This window comes from Bradyrhizobium sp. Rc3b, from assembly GCF_900114915.1.
Classification (GTDB): Bacteria; Pseudomonadota; Alphaproteobacteria; order Rhizobiales; family Xanthobacteraceae; genus Bradyrhizobium.
On record NZ_FOUS01000002.1, the window covers coordinates 560,729 to 578,384 of the forward strand.

General features: G+C 64.4%; 18 protein-coding genes and 1 pseudogene. 6 read left to right on the top strand and 13 right to left on the bottom strand.

The window, feature by feature from the left end:
- From rpiB to BM190_RS06210, 7 genes and pseudogenes are all read right to left on the bottom strand, one after another.
- Positions 1 to 447: a ribose 5-phosphate isomerase B gene (gene rpiB / locus BM190_RS06180; RefSeq protein ID WP_018317596.1), complete on the bottom strand. Its 447-nt coding sequence runs from the start codon at positions 445 to 447 to the stop codon at positions 1 to 3.
- A 67-nt stretch (positions 448 to 514) separates the two neighbouring features.
- On the bottom strand, positions 515 to 1,309 hold the full coding sequence (locus BM190_RS06185; protein WP_092252796.1) for a transporter substrate-binding domain-containing protein: 795 nt from the start codon (positions 1,307 to 1,309) through the stop codon (positions 515 to 517).
- Positions 1,310 to 1,329: 20 nt separating this feature from the next.
- Positions 1,330 to 2,085, bottom strand: coding sequence for an amino acid ABC transporter ATP-binding protein (locus BM190_RS06190; RefSeq protein WP_092252798.1), 756 nt, complete (start codon positions 2,083 to 2,085; stop codon positions 1,330 to 1,332).
- A 1-nt stretch (position 2,086) separates the two neighbouring features.
- A complete protein-coding gene (locus BM190_RS06195; RefSeq protein ID WP_026201880.1) occupies positions 2,087 to 2,755 on the bottom strand; it encodes an amino acid ABC transporter permease in 669 nt (222 codons plus the stop codon).
- 7 nt (positions 2,756 to 2,762) lie between these two features.
- A complete protein-coding gene (locus tag BM190_RS06200) occupies positions 2,763 to 3,446 on the bottom strand; it encodes an amino acid ABC transporter permease (protein WP_092252800.1) in 684 nt (227 codons plus the stop codon).
- 10 nt (positions 3,447 to 3,456) lie between these two features.
- Positions 3,457 to 4,371, bottom strand: a pseudogene (locus tag BM190_RS06205) (NAD(P)-dependent oxidoreductase); the annotation flags it as partial.
- Positions 4,372 to 4,410: 39 nt separating this feature from the next.
- A complete protein-coding gene (locus tag BM190_RS06210; protein WP_092252804.1) occupies positions 4,411 to 5,151 on the bottom strand; it encodes a FadR/GntR family transcriptional regulator in 741 nt (246 codons plus the stop codon).
- Between the two features lie 462 nt (positions 5,152 to 5,613).
- Between BM190_RS06210 and BM190_RS06215 the strand changes: the two genes are divergently transcribed.
- Both BM190_RS06215 and BM190_RS06220 read left to right on the top strand, forming a co-directional pair.
- On the top strand, positions 5,614 to 6,390 hold the full coding sequence (locus tag BM190_RS06215; RefSeq protein ID WP_092253073.1) for a potassium channel family protein: 777 nt from the start codon (positions 5,614 to 5,616) through the stop codon (positions 6,388 to 6,390).
- A 203-nt stretch (positions 6,391 to 6,593) separates the two neighbouring features.
- Positions 6,594 to 6,962: a GFA family protein gene (locus BM190_RS06220; protein ID WP_038946492.1), complete on the top strand. Its 369-nt coding sequence runs from the start codon at positions 6,594 to 6,596 to the stop codon at positions 6,960 to 6,962.
- 277 nt (positions 6,963 to 7,239) lie between these two features.
- On the opposite strand, the gene BM190_RS06225 is transcribed toward BM190_RS06220, so the two are convergent.
- Positions 7,240 to 8,010, bottom strand: coding sequence for an exodeoxyribonuclease III (locus BM190_RS06225; RefSeq protein ID WP_092252806.1), 771 nt, complete (start codon positions 8,008 to 8,010; stop codon positions 7,240 to 7,242).
- Between the two features lie 40 nt (positions 8,011 to 8,050).
- Here BM190_RS06225 and BM190_RS06230 point away from each other — a divergent pair, with 40 nt between their 5' ends.
- Entirely contained in the window at positions 8,051 to 8,272 is a 222-nt protein-coding gene (locus BM190_RS06230) for a cysteine rich repeat-containing protein (RefSeq protein ID WP_092252808.1), read from the top strand.
- Between the two features lie 143 nt (positions 8,273 to 8,415).
- Here the strand turns inward: BM190_RS06230 and alr are convergent, their stop codons facing one another.
- The 3 genes from alr to BM190_RS06250 form a co-directional block, all read right to left on the bottom strand.
- The gene (alr, locus tag BM190_RS06235) at positions 8,416 to 9,693 is read right to left on the bottom strand and encodes an alanine racemase (protein WP_177236942.1); all 1,278 of its coding nucleotides are present in this window, start codon (positions 9,691 to 9,693) and stop codon (positions 8,416 to 8,418) included.
- A gap of 46 nt (positions 9,694 to 9,739) precedes the next feature.
- Complete coding sequence (locus tag BM190_RS06240; RefSeq protein WP_092252812.1) at positions 9,740 to 11,248, bottom strand: replicative DNA helicase; 1,509 nt, start codon at positions 11,246 to 11,248, stop codon at positions 9,740 to 9,742.
- Between the two features lie 797 nt (positions 11,249 to 12,045).
- A complete protein-coding gene (locus tag BM190_RS06250) occupies positions 12,046 to 13,296 on the bottom strand; it encodes a cyclopropane fatty acid synthase (RefSeq protein ID WP_177236930.1) in 1,251 nt (416 codons plus the stop codon).
- A gap of 278 nt (positions 13,297 to 13,574) precedes the next feature.
- Here BM190_RS06250 and BM190_RS06255 point away from each other — a divergent pair, with 278 nt between their 5' ends.
- The 3 genes from BM190_RS06255 to BM190_RS06265 all read left to right on the top strand — a co-directional run bounded on the left by BM190_RS06255 (position 13,575) and on the right by BM190_RS06265 (position 15,745).
- Positions 13,575 to 14,546, top strand: a complete 972-nt coding sequence (locus tag BM190_RS06255; RefSeq protein WP_177236931.1) for a hypothetical protein — start codon at positions 13,575 to 13,577, stop codon at positions 14,544 to 14,546.
- A 108-nt stretch (positions 14,547 to 14,654) separates the two neighbouring features.
- Positions 14,655 to 15,251, top strand: coding sequence for a TetR/AcrR family transcriptional regulator (locus BM190_RS06260; RefSeq protein WP_092252816.1), 597 nt, complete (start codon positions 14,655 to 14,657; stop codon positions 15,249 to 15,251).
- An 11-nt stretch (positions 15,252 to 15,262) separates the two neighbouring features.
- The gene (locus tag BM190_RS06265; protein ID WP_092252818.1) at positions 15,263 to 15,745 is read left to right on the top strand and encodes a PaaI family thioesterase; all 483 of its coding nucleotides are present in this window, start codon (positions 15,263 to 15,265) and stop codon (positions 15,743 to 15,745) included.
- A 101-nt stretch (positions 15,746 to 15,846) separates the two neighbouring features.
- On the opposite strand, the gene rplI is transcribed toward BM190_RS06265, so the two are convergent.
- Together rplI and BM190_RS06275 are read right to left on the bottom strand one after the other, a co-directional pair.
- Positions 15,847 to 16,446, bottom strand: a complete 600-nt coding sequence (rplI, locus tag BM190_RS06270; protein ID WP_018317577.1) for a 50S ribosomal protein L9 — start codon at positions 16,444 to 16,446, stop codon at positions 15,847 to 15,849.
- A gap of 50 nt (positions 16,447 to 16,496) precedes the next feature.
- Positions 16,497 to 17,483 (bottom strand): hypothetical protein, encoded by a 987-nt coding sequence (locus BM190_RS06275; protein ID WP_092252820.1) that lies wholly within the window; start codon positions 17,481 to 17,483, stop codon positions 16,497 to 16,499.
- Between the last annotated feature and the right edge of the window lie 173 nt (positions 17,484 to 17,656).

Below are 17,656 nucleotides of genomic sequence, written 5' to 3' on the forward strand. Positions count from 1 at the left end.
TCAGCCTTGCTCGTCCATGACGCGCAGTTTCTCGACCCGGCGGCGGAAATCCTCGTCGGTCGAGAATTCCGCGGAGAGGTAGGACGAGACGAGATCCACGGCGAGCCAGGCGCCGACGATCTGCGCGCCGATGCACATGACGTTGACGTCGTCGTGCTCGACGCTCTGATGGGCGGAATGAACGTCGTGGCAGACCGCGGCGCGGATGCCCTTCATCTTGTTGGCCGCGATCGAGGCTCCGACCCCGGTGCCGCAGACCATGATGCCCCGCGCGGCTTCGCCCGACGTCACCTTCTGCGCCACGGCCCGCGCGATGTCGGGGAAGTCCACCGGCTTGTCGTCATGGGAGCCGACATCGACGATGTCGTGGCCGAGCTTGCGGATGTGGTCGATGACGGTCTGCTTGAGCGGCCAGCCGGCGTGGTCGGATCCGATGACGAGACGCATGTGGTGTCCTTCTTGATTTTGCATTGACCGTGACAGCCGGAAAGCGGCTGTCACGGCTTCTCTTCGTTCAGCTACGCATGTCGGGCGGCAGCTCGACCCCGTGGAATTTCTTGTAGATCGCGTTGAGCTTGCCGTTCTTGACGTTCTCGGTGATCCAGCCGTTGAGCTTGTCCATCAGGCGCTGCTCGCCCTTCTTCAGGCCGATGGCGAGGTCGAAGGTTGCGAGCGGAATCTTCGACTCGAAGATGCGGGCGGGATTCTTGACGCCGATCTGGTTGATGATCGTGGCCGATGTGCCGACGCAATCGACCTGACCGGAGACGGCCGCCGTGACTTCCGTGGCGTCGTCGTCATAGCGGGCGATCGTCAGCTCCTTGTCCTTCATGTTGGACAGGGTGGTATCCTGCGTGGTCCCGCGCGAAACGCCGATGGTCTTGCCTTTCAGGTCGGGCCAGTCCTTGACGTTCATCGACTTGAGGCAGCCGACGTCGGATTGCAGCGTCGCATAACGCTTGGTGAAGTCGATGACCTTGGCGCGCTCGGGCGTCACCGACAGGGTCGAGATGATGATGTCGGCCTTGCCGGTCAGGACGTTCGGGATGCGGGTCGCGCCGGTGGTCTGGATGAATTCGAGCTCGAGGCCCCAGTCCTTGGCGAGCAGCTGGGCCACCTCGACGTCGGAGCCGGTCGGCTTCATGCTGGAATCCATCATGCCCGAGGGCGGAATCGCAAGGTCGGTTGAAATGCGAATCTTCTTGGCCTTCATCACGTCGTCGAGCAGGTCGGCCGATGCCGGCGTGGTGGACAAAATGACGAGGCCGAGCAGCGCGGCGGCGGTCCCAAGCAGTGTCTTGTTGGTCATCCCTAGTTCTCCTCTCCCTGTTATGATTTTAGATTTCCGGTGCCCACGAATTGCGTGAGTTCCGGCGTCGTCGGCGATGTCAGGATCGAGGCGGGGCCGGTTTCGTGAACCTTGCCGCGGTGCATGAACACGATCCGGTCGGCGATCCCTTTGGCAAAGCCCATCTCGTGCGTGACCATCACCATGGTCATGCCGTCCGCCGCCAGCTGCTCGATCACCTTCAGCACTTCGGCGGTGAGCTCGGGGTCGAGCGCAGAGGTGACCTCGTCAAACAGCATCACCTTCGGCTGCATGGCGAGCGAGCGCGCGATCGCGGCGCGCTGCTGCTGGCCGCCCGACAATTGCTCCGGATAGGCGTGCAGTTTCTCCTCGAGCCCGACTTGCGCCAGCACTTTTCGCGCGAGGTCCTTGGCCTGCGAGTGCGCCAGGCCCTTCACCGCGCAGGGCGCCAGCGTGATGTTCTGCTCGATTGTCAGGTGTGGAAACAGGTTATAGCTCTGGAACACGATGCCGACGTCCTGGCGTAGCGCGCGCAGATCGACGTCGGGACGGTCGACCCGATGCCCGCAAACGACGATCTCGCCGCCGTCGACCTTCTCGAAACGGTCGATGCAGCGCAGCGCTGTGCTTTTGCCGGAGCCTGAGCGGCCGATCAGCGCCAGCACTTCGCCGCGCTCGACTGCGAAGCTGACGCCATCGAGGACCCGGAGCGAGCCAAAGCTCTTTTGCACGTCGCGGAGCGACACGATTGAATCGGAGGAGGGGTTCTGTTGCATGTCAGGCTGGCGCGAGGTTGGATCTGCCACGCCCCATCCGCCGTTCCAGCCTCTGGCTGAACAGCGACAGCGGATAGCACATGGCGAAATAGATGACGGCGATGATGGCGTAGATGGCGAACGGCTCGAACAGCGAGTTGTTGACGATCTGGCCGGAGCGCATCAGCTCGACGAAGCCAACGACGGAGGCGAGCGAGGTGTTCTTGACGATCTGCACCATGAAGCCGACGGTGGGCGGCGTCGCGATGCGAATGGCTTGTGGCAGGATAACTTTCATCATGCGCTGGGTCCGGCTCAGCGCCAGGCCTTCGGCGGCCTCCCATTGCGGCTTCGGCACCGACTGAATGCAGCCGCGCCAGATCTCGCCGAGATAGGCGGCGACGTACAGCGTCAGCGAGGCGCCGGCCGCAGCGAGCGGCGACACCTTGAGGCCGATCGCGGCGAGACCGAAATAGCCCAGGAACAGGATGACGAGCAGCGGCGTGCCCTGGATGAGCTGGACATAGACGGCGCTGGCGATCCGCACCGATTTCAGCGGCGAGATCCGCGCGAGCGCGATCACGAACCCGACGATGCCGCCGCCGATCAGCGCGATCACCGACAGGCCAATGGTCCACAGCGCGCCCTGGCCGAGGAACATCAGATGATTGATGTTGAGATGTCCGCCCATGATCATCTCACAATGGCGTGCCGAGCCGGCGACGGCGCGGAAACAGCACGAGGCCGAGACCCCAGAAGCCGGCGCGCATCACCAGCGACAGGATGACGTAGAGAACTGCGACGATGATGTAGGTCTCGAACGCGCGATAGGTATCCGACTGGATGTAGTTGGCGACGGCGGTGAGCTCCTCGGCCGAGATTTGCGAGCAGACCGAAGAGGCCAGCATCAGCAGCACGAACTGGCTGGTCAGCGCCGGATAGACCTTCTCGATCGCCGGCAACAGGATGATGTGCCAGTAGATCTGGAGGCGCGACAGCGCCAGGCCCTCGGCCGCCTCGATCTGTCCGCGCGGGATCGCCTCGAAGCCGGCGCGCATGATCTCGGCGGTGTAGGCGCCGACATTGATCGTCAGCGCGGCCACGGCCACCGCGAAAGCGGAGAATTTCAGCCCCAGACTGGCAAGGCCGAAATAGACCAGGAAGATCTGCACCAAGAGCGGCGTGTTGCGGATGGTCTCGACATAGACCTTGCAGGGGCCTGATATCAGCGCGTTGTGCGTTCCGCGCCCGACCGCCGCGAGCGTGCCGAGGAGGGCGCCGAGCACCGTCGCGAAGGCGGCAAGCTCCAACGTGAGGACGGCGCCGGCGAGAAAGCTCGTCCAACGCTCCAGCACTGCGGGAAAGTCGAGTTGAAGGCTCATCGGCGCCCGTTCAGCCGGTTGTCTGGTTGGTCATGCGGTCGTAGACGCGGAACAGCGCCTGGTTGCCGTTGCTTCCTTCGCCATGCGCGCGCGCATCGACATACTGGCTGGTCACGAGCGCGGTGCCGGGGAGCGGCACGCTGAGCGCCTGCGCATGCTCCTGGACCAGACGAAGGTCCTTGAGCTGGAGATCGATCCGGAAGCCGGCGGAGACGTCGCCGGCGATCATCTGGGGGCCGAGCTTGTCGAGCATCCAGGAGGCGGCGGAGCCACCGAGCAGCACCCGGCGCAGCAGATTGAGATCGAGGCCCGAAGCGCGGCCAAGCGCCAGCGCCTCGCAGATCGCCTGGATGTTGATGCCGCAGATCAGCTGGTTGCAGAGCTTGACGGTCTGGCCGGCGCCGGACGCGCCGACATGCGTGATGGTGGTGCCCATCGCACGAAAGAACGGCTCGGCCTTGGCGAACGCGTCGGCGTCGCCGCCGGCCATGATCGAGAGCGCGGCATTCTTGGCGCCCACCGGCCCGCCCGAGACCGGCGCGTCGACGAAGCTGACGCCGCCCTTTTGCAGGTCGGCGTGGATCTTGCGGACCGCGACCGGCGAAATCGTGCTCATGTCGACGATGAGCTTGCCTGATGGCGGCGACTTCAGCAGGCCGTGCTCGCCGTAGATGGTCGCCTCGACATGGGGCGTGTCGGGCAGCATGGTGATGACGATGTCGGCGCCTTGCGCGGCATCGGCAGGGCTGTCGGCGCGAGTCGCGCCTTCCCTGGCGCTGTCGGCAAGTGCCGCCTCATTGAGATCGAACACGCGAACTGCGTGGCCGGCCCTCAGCAAGTTGCGCACCATCTCTCGGCCCATCGTGCCGATGCCGATGAAGCCGACATTGCCCTTGTCGTTCCGTCCCATGTGATCAGTCCGTTTCTTGGTTGATTGGCTTCTTGGTTGATCGCGCTGCCGCGATCATCCCGAGGCGCTGGTCTTGTCGATGTCGCCGACGATGGCGCGCCGCCGGTACTCGTCGCCGATGGCAAAATGCTTGCGCAGGGTCGCGTCCGCCCGCTCCGGGTCGCGCGCGATAACGGCCTCGAAGATGCGGCGGTGATCGTCGATCAGATAGGTCTTCATCGACGGGAAGGCCTGCACCAGCTCACGGCGGCTGCGATGCGAATGCGTCAACAGGCCGGCCAACGAACCATGCAGGACCGTCAACGTCTCCGAATGCGAGGCGACGACGATGGCGCGGTGGAAGTCGAAATCGGCCATGCCGCCGGCATCGGCCTCGTCGATCGTCTCGCCGATCTTCACGAGCGCGCGCTGCAGGCGTTCGAAATCGGCAATGTTGGCGCGCTCGCAGGCGAGGCGGATCGCCTGGCATTCGATCGCGACGCGCGCCTGCATGACGTCGTCGAGCATGTCGGCCTGCTGGGCCAGCGCGAAGGTGAAGAAGTCGTTCAGCACCGACACGTCCGGCCGGGTCACCACGGTGCCGATGCGGTCGCGGATCTCGACGATGCCGAGCACGGTGAGGGCGCGTAGCGCCTCGCGCACGATCGGCCGGCTGACGCCCAGGAGAGTTGCCAGCTCGCGTTCCGAGATGAGGCGGTCGCCGGGCTTGAGCGAGCCCGCAAGCAGGCGTTCGCGCAGGAAGGCGAACACCTTCTCGAACCCTTTTTCGCCTTCGGTGGCCCGCTTCAGCTCCATTTCCGTCCCACTGGTCTGATCTTGGTCAGACCAGTATGCTGACCAATGGGCCGAGGTCAAGAGGTTCAGCTCTCAAGCCGGCCTCGGTTCCGGCCTTGGTCCACCAGCGGAGCCGCTTTTGGCCGTCGATGTCGACATCGCCCAGTCCGTGATCGGGTCGTCAGGGCGGCATCGAGGCGGCGCTCGCGGCAAACTGGACGGCGAAGCTCGACTATCTCCACATCGACCTTGGCAGCACCTATTCGACGAAGACGTTCATTCTCGACAACGACGAGTTACCGATCCGACATCCGCAACAATGTCGATCGCGTCGGCTTCAACTCAGCGGACGATCCTCGCAGCGATACTGACACCCATTGCGGTCGGAGTTTCGGAAAACGCATCTTGAAGAAATGGTCATTGGTCACGTTGCGGCGCGCTCTCCGGGTTGCCATCATTCGTGCAAACCGCGATCATGATGCCGTGACCCTCACTTCTCTCAGAAGCAATGTCCGTCGCCTCTACGAGGGCGCAACGCCGAGCGGCGTGCGCTTCCGCTACGCGCTGCTCGCCTTCGACATCGTGACGGTGCTGTTCATCATTGCAACCTCGTTCCTGCCTCCCAGTGAGATCGTTGAAACGCTCGACGTCCTGTTCGGCGTCACGTTACTTGCCGACTTCTCGGCGCGGCTTCTGGTCGATCGGCATCCGTTTCGAAAATTCAGTCAACTCGCGACTTGGGCTGACATGGTTGCGATCGTGTCGTTCCTGGCACCGCTTGCCGGCGAGGCGGGCGGCTTTTTCCGGATCCTGCGAACGTTGGGCCTGCTTCGCGACTACCAGATGCTGGTGAGATTGCGCATCGATTCTCCGTTCTTCCGTCGCAACGAAGACGTCATCTTCGCCGTCACGAACCTGGCCGTTTTCATCTTCGTCATGACCGGGATCGTTTACGAGACTCAGAAGTTTCGCAACGATGAGATCCGGAACTATGCCGATGCCCTGTATTTCACCGTCACGGCGCTGACAACGACCGGCTTTGGCGACATTACCCTGCCGGGCACGCTCGGTCGTCTCATCACCGTCGTGATCATGATCTTCGGCGTGACGCTGTTCTTCAATCTCGCACGCGCTCTCCTCAGTCCCCACAAGGTGCGATTTCCGTGCCCGGCTTGCGGGCTCCAGAGGCACGATGCCGACGCCGTGCATTGCAAGGCCTGTGGCGTTGTTCTCAATATTCCCGACGAAGGCGCCACCTGAATCCCCGACGGAGGCATCGTGCCGGTGTTTTGCCCGACGGCAGGCAGGTCGAATTGCGGAATCAGTAACTCATTGATCCGACAGCGGTCGGCTACTGTGTATGGGGTTGTTTTTCATATTTTGGTTGAGGCGTCCTGCTGCTGACAGCATGTTGGCAGCAGGAGCTGGCTATGCCCCAGCTCTGACACAACGGGGAGCGGGTCATGCCGATCGAGGCAAGTTGTCATTGCGGTGAGACGGTGTTCGAGGTGACGGAGGTGCCTTCGAGCGTGACGCGCTGCACCTGCTCGCTCTGTGCCAAGCGCGGCGCGCTGTGGGCCTATTACACGCCGGCGCAGTTTCGTCTGCTGTCACCGCCGGACAATGTCGCGACCTATCTTTGGGGTAGCCGCACCGTCAAACATCATTTCTGTGCAAGCTGCGGCTGCGGCACCTATTCGGAGTCGCCGGACTGGTCGACCGGCAAGCCGGATTTCGACAATCCCAAGGTCGCGGTGAACGCGCGCCTGTTCGACGATTTCGATCTGGAGGCGGTGCCAGTCAACATGATCGACGGCAAGAACTTGTGGTGAGCATGCATGCGCGCCGATGTCCGCAGCACGTTCGTGCTCTTGTCGACAGTTCCTACACCATGGGGCTGGATGCGGGGACGGCGCAGCTTCTGCAAAAGGCGGCGTGGGAGACGGTGTGGACTATTACGGGCGCTGAACTCGCGTGATCTCGTAGGGTGGGCAAAGGCGCACTTGCGCCGTGCCCACCATCTGTCTCCGTAAGCCGGGATTGCGTGGGCACGCTTCCGCCTTCGCTCGTCGAGCTACGGCGGACAAGTCGCTTTGCCCACCATTGAGGTTACTTCAACACCACCCATGCCGGCGCGTGATCGCTGGCGCCATCCTCGCCACGGATCTTCTTGTCGACGCCGGACTTGGCCAGGCGCGGGGCGAGAGCAGGGCTGAGCAGGAGATGATCGAGCCGCAGCCCGGCATCGCGCGGCCAGCGGTTCCGCTTGTAGTCCCAGAACGTGTAGATGCGCTGGTCCGGATGCAGCTCGCGGATCGCATCGCACCAGCCTTGCTCGACCAGCGAAGCAAAAGCTGCGCGGCTCTTTGGCTGGATCAGCGCATCCTTGTCCCATGAGCGCGTCGGATAGATGTCGATCTCTGTAGGCGCGACGTTGTAGTCGCCGGCGAGCACGACCGGCAGATCCTGCTTGATGAAGCTCTTGGCGTGGCGCCTGAGGCGCGCGAACCAGTCCAGCTTGTAGTCGAATTTCGGTCCCGGCTGCGGATTGCCGTTCGGCAGGTAGATGCTCGTGACGATGATCCCGCGCACGGCGGCTTCGATGTAGCGGGCTTCGAGATCGCTCGGTTTTCCCGGCAGGCGGTCGCGGGTCAGAATGGGCTCTGCATTGCGGGCGAGGATCGCGACACCATTCCAGGCCTTCTGTCCGCGCCACACCGCGCCATAGCCGGCCTTTTCGATCGCGGCCGCCGGAAATTCGCCATCACTTGCCTTCAATTCCTGAAGCGCGACGACATCGGGCTTTGCGGCGCGCAGCCATGCCAACAGATTGGGCAGGCGGCGGTTGACGTTGTTGATGTTGAATGTCGCGATCTTCATGTAGAGCTACCGGCTCCTGCCTTCCGTACCCGGAGATACAATGTCCAAGTTGAACTTTGCCGCCATCATCGTCGCCCTCGCGTTCTCCGGGGCCGCGTCGGCACAATCTTCCGACCCGCGCGGCGCGTGCAAGGCAGACTATGACAAATTCTGCGCCGGCATCGCGCCGGGTGGAGGGCGCGTCGTCGCCTGCCTCACCGACAAGCACGACCAGCTCAGCGCGACCTGCAAGGCGGCGCTGGACAACAGGAAGAAGAAGTAAGCGATCCCTTCCGTGTCCCGGACGCGCGCAGCGCGAGCCGGGACCTAGAAGGCGACACGGTGCGCTATTGAGAGATGGGCCCCGGCCCAGCAGCATTACGCCGCAAAGTGCAGCGCACTGCGCCGCGTCCGGGGCACGAAAGTTCAGCCCGGTAGCGGCGGCGGGGCCGCGGGCTGCTCGATCGGCGGCGGGGAGGGCGGTTGCTCTGCCGTGCTCGCCGGAGCCGGCTTCACCAGCGGCTCCTCCACATTGCCGCCCTTGTAGAGGCGGGCGTAGCGGTGGCCGAGGCTGGTCAGCACCTCATAACCGATGGTGCCGAAATGATGCGCGAGCTCGTCAACGGTGATGCCCTCGCCGAGCAGCGTCACCATGTGGCCGCGCCGCGCTGCGTTCGGCGGCAGATCGGTGATGTCGATCGCGATCAGATCCATGGAGACGCGGCCGGCGACCGGGCAGCGCTTGCCGGCGACGATAACCTCGGCGCCGCGGGTGCCGTCATTGGAGCTGGCGGCGCGGAAATAGCCGTCGGCATAACCGACAGCGATGATCGCCAGTTTCGTCGGCCGCCGCGCGGTCCAGGTGCCGCCATAGCCGACGGTCTCGCCGCGTTCGATGGTGCGGATCTGCACGATGCGCGCCTTGAGGTCGACCACCGGCTGCATCGGATTGTCGGCCTCCGGCGTCGGGTTGACGCCATAGAGCGCAGCGCCCGGCCGCACCATATCGAACTGGAAGGGCGCGCCGAGGAAGATGCCGGAGGAATTGGCGAGCGCCGCGGGCACGCCGGAGAATTCGCTGGCGATGCCGCGGAAGGCTGCCAGCTGCTTGGCGTTCACCGGGCTGTTGAGCTGCTCGGCCGAGACCAGATGGCTCATCACCAGCGTGATGCCGTGATCGCCGGCATTGATGCGGGGGATGATGGCCTGCGCTTCCGATAGCGTCAGGCCAAGCCGGTTCATGCCGGTGTCGATGTGAACCGCCGTGCCCCCGGTCCAGCCGGTGCGGCGACAGAACACGTCCCATTCGGCGAGCTCGTTGAGATCGCCGATGACCGGACGGCAATTGATCTTGGCGTAGTGCTCGCCGGTGTTCTGGAAATAGCCGCCGAGCACGTAGATCGTGGGTTCCGGCACGGCTGCGCGCACCTTGCGCGCTTCCTCGATGGTGGCGACGAAAAAGGTCTTGCAGCCGGCCTTGCTCAGCGCGCGCGCGACCTCGGCGGCGCCGCAGCCATAGGCGTCGGCCTTGATCACCGCCGAGCATTCGGCCGGTACCGCGGTCTTCTCGAGCTTGCGCCAATTGGCAATGATGGCGTCGAGATCGACGGTCAGCACGCCGCCATAGGCAGCGAGCGCGGCAGCCTGGTTGGCCTCCGCGGAGAGAAGGCCGGATTGTGAGATGGTTTTCGGGTCGGACGCCATTGTCATGACGCCGTTTTACGCAAGAGGCAGGTCCTGTTCAAGGAACTCAGTAGTCGTTGCCGCTGCGAACCGGAAGCTGACTGTCAGGGGCGAGGTCGCCAAACCGCGTGACCGAGGCTTCGAAGGCCAGGTCGACGGTGCCTGTGGGGCCGTGACGCTGCTTGCCGATGATGACCTCGGCCTTTCCGTGCGCAAGACTCATGTCAAGCTGCCACTTCTCGTGTTCAGGCGTGCCCGGGCGCGGCTCCTTCATGGCGAGGTAATATTCCTCACGATACACGAACAGCACGACGTCGGCGTCCTGCTCGATCGAGCCGGATTCACGAAGGTCCGAGAGCTGCGGCCGCTTGTCGTCGCGGGATTCGACCTGTCGTGAAAGCTGCGACAGCGCGATGACGGGAACGTTGAGTTCCTTCGCCAGCGCCTTCAGGCTGGTCGTGATCTCCGTGATTTCCTGCACGCGATTATCGCTCCGCTTGCCCGAGCCCGACAGCAGCTGAATGTAGTCGATCACAAGCAGGTCGAGGCCCTTCTGCCGTTTCAGCCGGCGCGCGCGCGCCATCAGCTGCGCGATCGACAGGCCGCCGGTCGCGTCGACATAGAACGGCAGCGATTGCAGCTCGATCGAGACCTCCCGGATCTTTTCGAAATCGGCTTCCGAGATGCCGCCGCGGCGGATGTGGGAGGAGGGAACGCCGGTGCGCTCGGCCACGATACGGGTCGCGAGCTGGTCGGCCGACATTTCACAGGAGAAGAAGCCGATCACGCCGCCATTGGCGGCCTTCGTGGTGCCGTCGGCCTGGAGTTCCGGCACATAGGCTTGCGCGACATTGTAGGCGATGTTGGTCGCCAGCGAGGTCTTGCCCATGCCGGGACGGCCCGCGACGATGATGAGGTCGGAGTGCTGCAGGCCGCCCATCTTGGTGTCGAGGTCGCGCATGCCCGTCGAGATGCCGGACAGCTTGCCGTCGCGCTGGAACGCCTTTGCAGCGAGATCGACAGCGACCGCCAGCGCCTGCGAGAATTTCTGGAATCCGCCGTCATAGCGGCCGGATTCGGCGAGTTCGTAGAGACGGCGCTCGGCGTCCTCGATCTGCGCTCGCGGCGCGAAATCGACCGGGGCGTCATAGGCGACATTGACCATGTCCTCGCCGATGCCGATGAGGTCGCGTCGCAGCGCAAGGTCATAGATGGTGCGGCCGTAGTCCTGGGCATTGATGATGGTGGTCGCTTCGGCCGCGAGGCGCGCCAGATACTGCCCGATGGTCATACCGCCGACATCGGTGTCGGCGGGCAGGAACGTCTTCAGCGTCACGGGCGTGGCGATCTTGCCCATCCGGATCAGGCTGCCGGCAGTCTCGTAGATGGTCTGGTGCAGCGGCTCGAAATAATGCTTCGGCTCGAGGAAGTCGGAGACACGGTAGAACGCATCGTTGTTGACCAGGATTGCGCCCAGCAGGCTCTGTTCCGCTTCGATATTATGCGGCGCGCTCCGATAGGCGGGAGTTCCGGGCTCGTGTGCGAGTTTGAGGACGTTCGAATCAGTCAGGGCCATGGTCGGACGTGCTTAGCAATTTTCTTGGGCGGATGCGGGGCCGGGATAAAGCGCCGCCTCGGTGCAAAGCGGAAGCGAAAGCTGACCGCTATCAACCGCTCAGTTAAAATGGTGGATGATTAGCGCTCGCAGCACGCGTCGCGCTTGACGGATTTTTGCGGAACTCGTCCCGGCCTGGAAAGCGGCCGCGCCCGCACCATGGAAAAATCCTGAAACCATGAACCTTATGGCATGAACCTGATGGATGGGCGCGCAGACGAATCCGGAGGCGCGCGAAATGACGCACGCTGGCGGCCTTGGGCTCGCCTTCAGACCAGCAGGAGGTAGACCAGCGCAACCAGAGCCGCCCCGACGCCGGTAACGATCAGGGCGTAATCGGTGCGGAGGTCGTCCTGCACGTCGAATGAGGTTTGGGTCTCTTTGCTCATGGCGACGGTCTAGGCCAGGCCCGACCAGACTTATGTGAATTGGATCACATCTCCCCGGAATCTTTCGGGGGTAAGACGGGAACAGGCAGGCGGGGAGGGAATTGTCTCCCGCGATCCGTCAACAGGGAACGAGGCAGGCGATGCGGCCAGAACGGCAGCACCAGATTTGGCGGAGCGAGGCAGGTAGCCGGCTTTGGCTCTCAGGGCTGATTGCGGCCATGGAGCACGCGGAACGGCCGGAAATACGTCGCCAGCCGGTCGCCCCGGAAATCCTGGTCGCGCTGAGGGCGCAACTGGCGTTAACGGCCAGTTTCCGCTCCTCCCAAATTTCGACCCTGCGTCACTAGGATCTATTCACCAGACTAGGATCTATTCACCAGCCAATTTCAGCCTGGGCTTGCTCGTGCGTTCGCGAGCTCGCAGCCGGGCTTCTTCACGCGGCATGTAGTCGCGGGTCATCGGCACCACGCCCTGGCGCCGGGTGAGCTGGATCTGGAAGTTCATCATGGCCTGCTTGCGGAACGTCATCTCGCAGGCCGCCAGATAGAATTCCCACATCAGTGCGAAGCGCTCGTCGTAGAGCTGCACGGCCTCCTCGCGCCGCGCCATGAAACGTTCCCGCCAGGCCTTCAGCGTTTCCGCGTAATGCAGGCGCAGGATCTCGATATCGCAGACCAGGAGGCCGGCGCGCTCGATCGCCGGCAGCACCTCCGACAGCGCCGGGATGTAGCCGCCGGGGAAGATGTATTTGGCGATCCAGGGATTGGTCGAGTCCGGGCCCTGCGAACGGCCGATCGCGTGTAGCAGCATGATGCCGTTTTCGCTCAACAGCTCGGCGCAGCGTTGGAAGTAGGTGTCGTAGAAGCGGGCGCCGACATGCTCGAGCATGCCGACCGAGACGATGCGGTCGAACGGGCCTTCGACGTCGCGATAGTCCTGGAGCAGGAATCTGGCCGAGCCGGTCAGGCGCTTTTCGGCCGCGCGCGCGTTGGCGAGCTGCAACTGCTCGCTCGACAGCGTCACGCCGGTGACGTCGGCGCCGGCGATCTCGGCGAGATAGAGCCCGAGCCCGCCCCAGCCCGAGCCGATGTCGAGGACGCGCTGGCCGGGCCTGACCAGCAGCTTTGCGGCGATGTGCCGTTTCTTGGCGAGCTGCGCGTCGTCGAGCGTCGCGTCCTGCGTCTCGAAATAGGCGCAGCTATATTGCTTGTCAGCGTCCAGGAAGAGCGAATAGAGCCGGGCATCGAGATCATAATGATGCGCGACGTTGTGGCGGGAGCGCGAGCGCGGATTGAATTGCTTCAGATGCCGCGTCAGATAGCGCAGGCGCCACCAGGGTTTTGCCCACTGCGGCAATAGGTCGGGTTGATCGAGCAGGATCGCGAGGGCATCAGCTATGGTGCCGCGCTCGACGACGAACTCGCCGTCCATATAGGCCTCGCCAAGCCCGAGCTCGGGATTAACGAGGATCTTCCGCTCCGCCTCCGCGGTGACGAAGCGCACCGCGACCGGCTCGCCAGTGGCGTCGCCGACGGTGAACTTCGATCCGCGCGAGCCGGTCACCGTCATCGTGCCGCGGCGGATGAATTGAGACAGAAATCTACGCAACAAGAGGTCCATCGACACCTTCCTCTCGAGCGAACCCGAAGGGATGCGACTAACCCGGCCTTCACTTCTGACGCCCAGGTGACGCGGCGGTTCCTATGCGCTTGCATCCAAATTTGGGGAGGCAGGATCGGCTACGCTAATGCGCTGAGTTCACAGCCGATATTCGCAAACCGCTTAATCACATCCTTGCGCGTGGTGCCTGCTTCCATTCGTGGCTCAATCGGATAAAAGGTGACCGCGCCGCGCCGGACGCCGGCTGCACCTCTCGGAATTCAATGGAGATGATGGGAATGTCGAGCCGAGCGCTCAGCCTCGCGACGGTATTGCTTCTGATCGGCTTCGGCGCGGCCGATGCCGTTTTTGCGCAGGTGACCAATCTCGAGGCCGGCAAAACCCCGTCCCAGCTGTTCGCGCAGACCTGCAATGCGTGCCACAAGAGCCCGCGCGGACTTCTGAAGTCCGTCGCGCCGGGCTCGCTGCCGGGCTTCCTGCGCCAGCACTACACCACGAGCTCGGACATGGCGGGCATCCTCGCCTCCTATCTCGTCTCCAACGGTGCCACCGACACCCGCTACCAGGCCAAGGACGGCAAGAAGGACGGTGCCAGGGAGAAGGACGCGAGCACCAATCCCGAGCATCAGGGCCGCCGCCCGCGCGCCCAGGACGCGGCCAGGCCGGACGGCGAGGCTGTTGCTCCCGCAGCCGAGGGTGCGCGCCAGAAGCGCGCTGCGCGGCCGGCCGAGGAGGGCACGAAGCCCGAGGGACAAGCTGCGCCCGAGGGACGCAAGAGCAAGCGCCGCGCCAAGCCCGGCACCGAGGAGGCGCCGAAGATCGATGCCGCCGCGCCAGCCACTGACGAGAAGAAGAGCGAGCCCAAGCCTGAATCCAAGTCCGAATCCAAGCCTGAGTCCAAGCCCGACGCGGCGAAGGTCGAGCCCGGTCGCGACGAGGCCAAGCCCGACAGCGGCAAGGCATCCGAGAAGCCCGTTGAGACGAGGCCCGATAGCGCCAGGGTCGAGCCCCGCGGCAGTGACGCTCCGGCGCTGCGGCCCGATCCGGTCCCGGCGGTAACGCCGGCTGCAAAGCCTGCCGAGCCAGCCGCACCCAAGCCGGCGGAAGAGGCTGCTCCCAAGCCGGCCGCGCCTGCGGCCAGCTCCGAACCGGCGGCCAAGCCGCAGCCCGCACCGCCCGCGACCGCTGCAGCCCCACCTGCTGCGCCGGCCGAGCAGTCCGGTCCGCCAACGCCGCCTATCTCGCGCTAAGCCAGCTATTTTTTGATCGACATGCGGAGGCCGCCTTCATCGCGGCCTCCGCATTGTTGACCACGCCTAGAGTATTGCTCTAGAGTATTGCTCTAGGAGGAAGTCTCGATGACGGCGAGCGTGCGGGACGACCTGTTGGCAGCCGGGCTGATCGTGTTCGACCGCGTCGGCTTCGAAGCCGCGACCGTGGCCGCGATCCGCACCCGGGCGCGCGCCTCCAATGGCAGCTTCTTTCACGCCTTCGGCTCGAAGAAGGAGCTTGCCGGTGCGCTGTTTCTTGAGGTCTTGCGGCACTATCACGCCGCGGTGCTGGCGGCGCTCGATCCCGCGCCCGATGCGAAGCAGGGCATCGATCGGCTGATCCGGGCCCATCTCGACTGGGTTGTGACCAGCCGGCGCGAGGCGCGCTACCTGTTCGAGATTTCGCGGAGCGAGTGGGGCGAGGAGGTTCGCGACGCCCAACGCGCTCAGAATGCGCGGCTCGCCGATGGCATCGAGCGCTGGCGCGCGCCGCTGGTTGCAAATGGCGAACTCTTGCCGATGACGCCGGTGATGTTCGTCAGCCAGCTCATCGGTCCCGCGCAGATCTTCTGCCGTGCGTTCCTGTCGGGACGCGACCGCGCCGATCCGCGCGTCGAGGCCGATACGCTGATCGCCTGCGCAGTCCGCGCGCTGGTCCCGCCCGATCGCATCAACAAACAATAAGGAGAGGCTGCATGCGCAACGACGCAGATCCTGAATTTGGACCGATCGCCGAGCACATCCATGCCAATGTCGGCCGGCAGGGTTTTATGAACCTGGTCGGCGCCGAGCTCTCGGAATTGTCGCGCGGCACCTGCACGATCGCCGTGGACCGCCGGCCGGAGCTGCTGCAGCAGCACGGCTTCTTCCACGGCGGCGTCACCGCCTTCCTGGTCGACAACGCCACGACGATCGCAGCCGCGACCTCGCGCGGCCAGCCGGCGCTGACGGCGGAATACAAGCTCAACCTGCTGTCGCCCGCGGTCGGCGAGAAGCTGATCTGCCGTGCCCGGGTGATCAAGCCGGGCCGCCAGGTGTCGGTGGTTGCGGCCGACGTGTTCTGTGTCAGCGGCGGTGTCGAGAAGCACACGGCAACGGCGCTGGCCTCGATCGCGATGTTGAGCGAGGACGTCGCCGCCAAAACGAAAGCCCGGCCGCCTGAGGCGACCGGGCCTTAATCGTGCCCGTCATTCCGGGATGGGGCGCAAGCGCCAGACCCGGAATCTCGAGATTCCGGGTCTGGTCCTTCGGACCATCCCGGAATGACGAGTTGAGCCGCTTACTTCTCTTCCGCGGCCGGCGCCGGCGCGACGTCGTCGTGCTCGGCTTCCGGATCGAAGAACTCGCCGGCGGCGGCGATCGCCTCGGCGGCTGCGTCGCGGTCCTCGTTGCGGGTCGAGATGTCCTCGCCGCGGTTGATGCGTTCGGCCTCGTCCTGGCTGCGCGCGACCGTCACTGTGATCTCGACCTCGACCTCGGGGTGGACGGCGACGGTGATCGCGTGCTTGCCGATGGTCTTGATCGGCGCGTCGAGCTGGATCTGCGGGCGGGCGAGCGAAACGCCATCGGCCTCGAACGCGATGACGATGTCACGCACGTTGACCGAGCCGAACAGCTGGCCGGCTTCCGAGGCCTGACGGATCACGATGATGTTCTTGCCTTCGATCTTCTCGGCGACCTTGGCAGCTTCGCCCTTCGAGGCGAGGTTGCGGGCCTCGAGCTCGGCCTTCATGCCGTCATACTTGGCACGGTTGTCGGCGGTGGCGCGCAACGCCTTGCCGCGCTTGAGCAGGAAATTGCGGGCATAGCCGTCGCGAACCTTCACGACTTCGCCCATCTGGCCGAGCTTGTTGACGCGTTCCAGCAAAATGACTTCCATATTCGTTCTCCTTTTGAAGTGCTCTGTAAGGTTTCGGTTTCGGGTTGAACTCAAGGGGTCGGCAGCGGCGGCGGTTGCCGGCTGCGCAGGAAGCGTTCGCGGAAGCCGAACACGGCATCCGCAAGGCCGAGGATCACCATCGCGATCACGGGCCATCCGAACACGACCACGGCGGCATAGGCCGAGCCGAGCCAGAAGGTGCGGCTCTTCAGTGCCAGCGTGAGCGTATGCAGCACGGCAAAGCCGGTTACCGCATAGCCCATCATGAGCGCGGCCGCGGTGATCTGGGCGACGATCGCGAGCAGCCCGCCGGTGAAGCAGAAGGCGAGTGCGATGCACAGCGCCACCAGCGTCATCGGCGGCAGCTCGGCCGTCCTCATATCCGGCCACGGGCGTCGCAACCGGCCCGACGTCGCCGTGACCTTGGCGCTGAGCCAGAGGTTGAGGGTCAGCGTCATCATCGCGATGATGGTGGCCCCGGCTGGTGCGATCCGCACCAGCGCGTCGACGAACTGTCCGGCTTCGCCGGAGCTTTGCGGGTCGGTGGCCCGGAGCAGGCGCATCAGGCCGCGTCTGAGCGTACCGATGATGGTCTCGGCGTCGGTCCCGAGCGTGAGCAGGGCGGCGAGCGTGGTCAGCGTGGCGAAGCCCGCGAGCCAAAGCAGGATGCGGCCGACCGGATACCATTCGAGCTCGGGCTCGGCGGGCGCGGTGGCGTCAGGCGCGACATGTCCCACGGCAACCTTTCCCACAGGACGGCTGAGCAGCACGAGATGGCCGAGCCACCACGCCGGCAGCGCGACGGTGAGGGCGAATGCGATGCAATAGGGCAGGCCGAACAGGGCACCGAGGCCGATCGCAGCAGCGATGCCGCCGAGGCTTGCGCAAAGCGGTCCCCAGCCGATCGCGGCGACCATCAGCGGCAGCGGTGCGAGATAGAACAGGACGAGCGAGATCAGCGCGCCCGAAATGATCGAGGCGAACATCAGGGCCGACGCAGCGCCGGCGATCAAGGCTATCAGCACAAAGGCCATCATCAGCTGTCCCGCTCCCTTCGAGCGGTTAGAGCGAGACCAGCGAAATCGCTAGTGTTATCAGAAGGTTATTGCATTCGGCTCAAGCTCTGTAGCAGAAACCGTAGCGGAAACCTCAGCTCGCCCAACTCCAAAACGAATGCGGCCCCCGAGGGAGCCGCAAACCAATTGCCGGC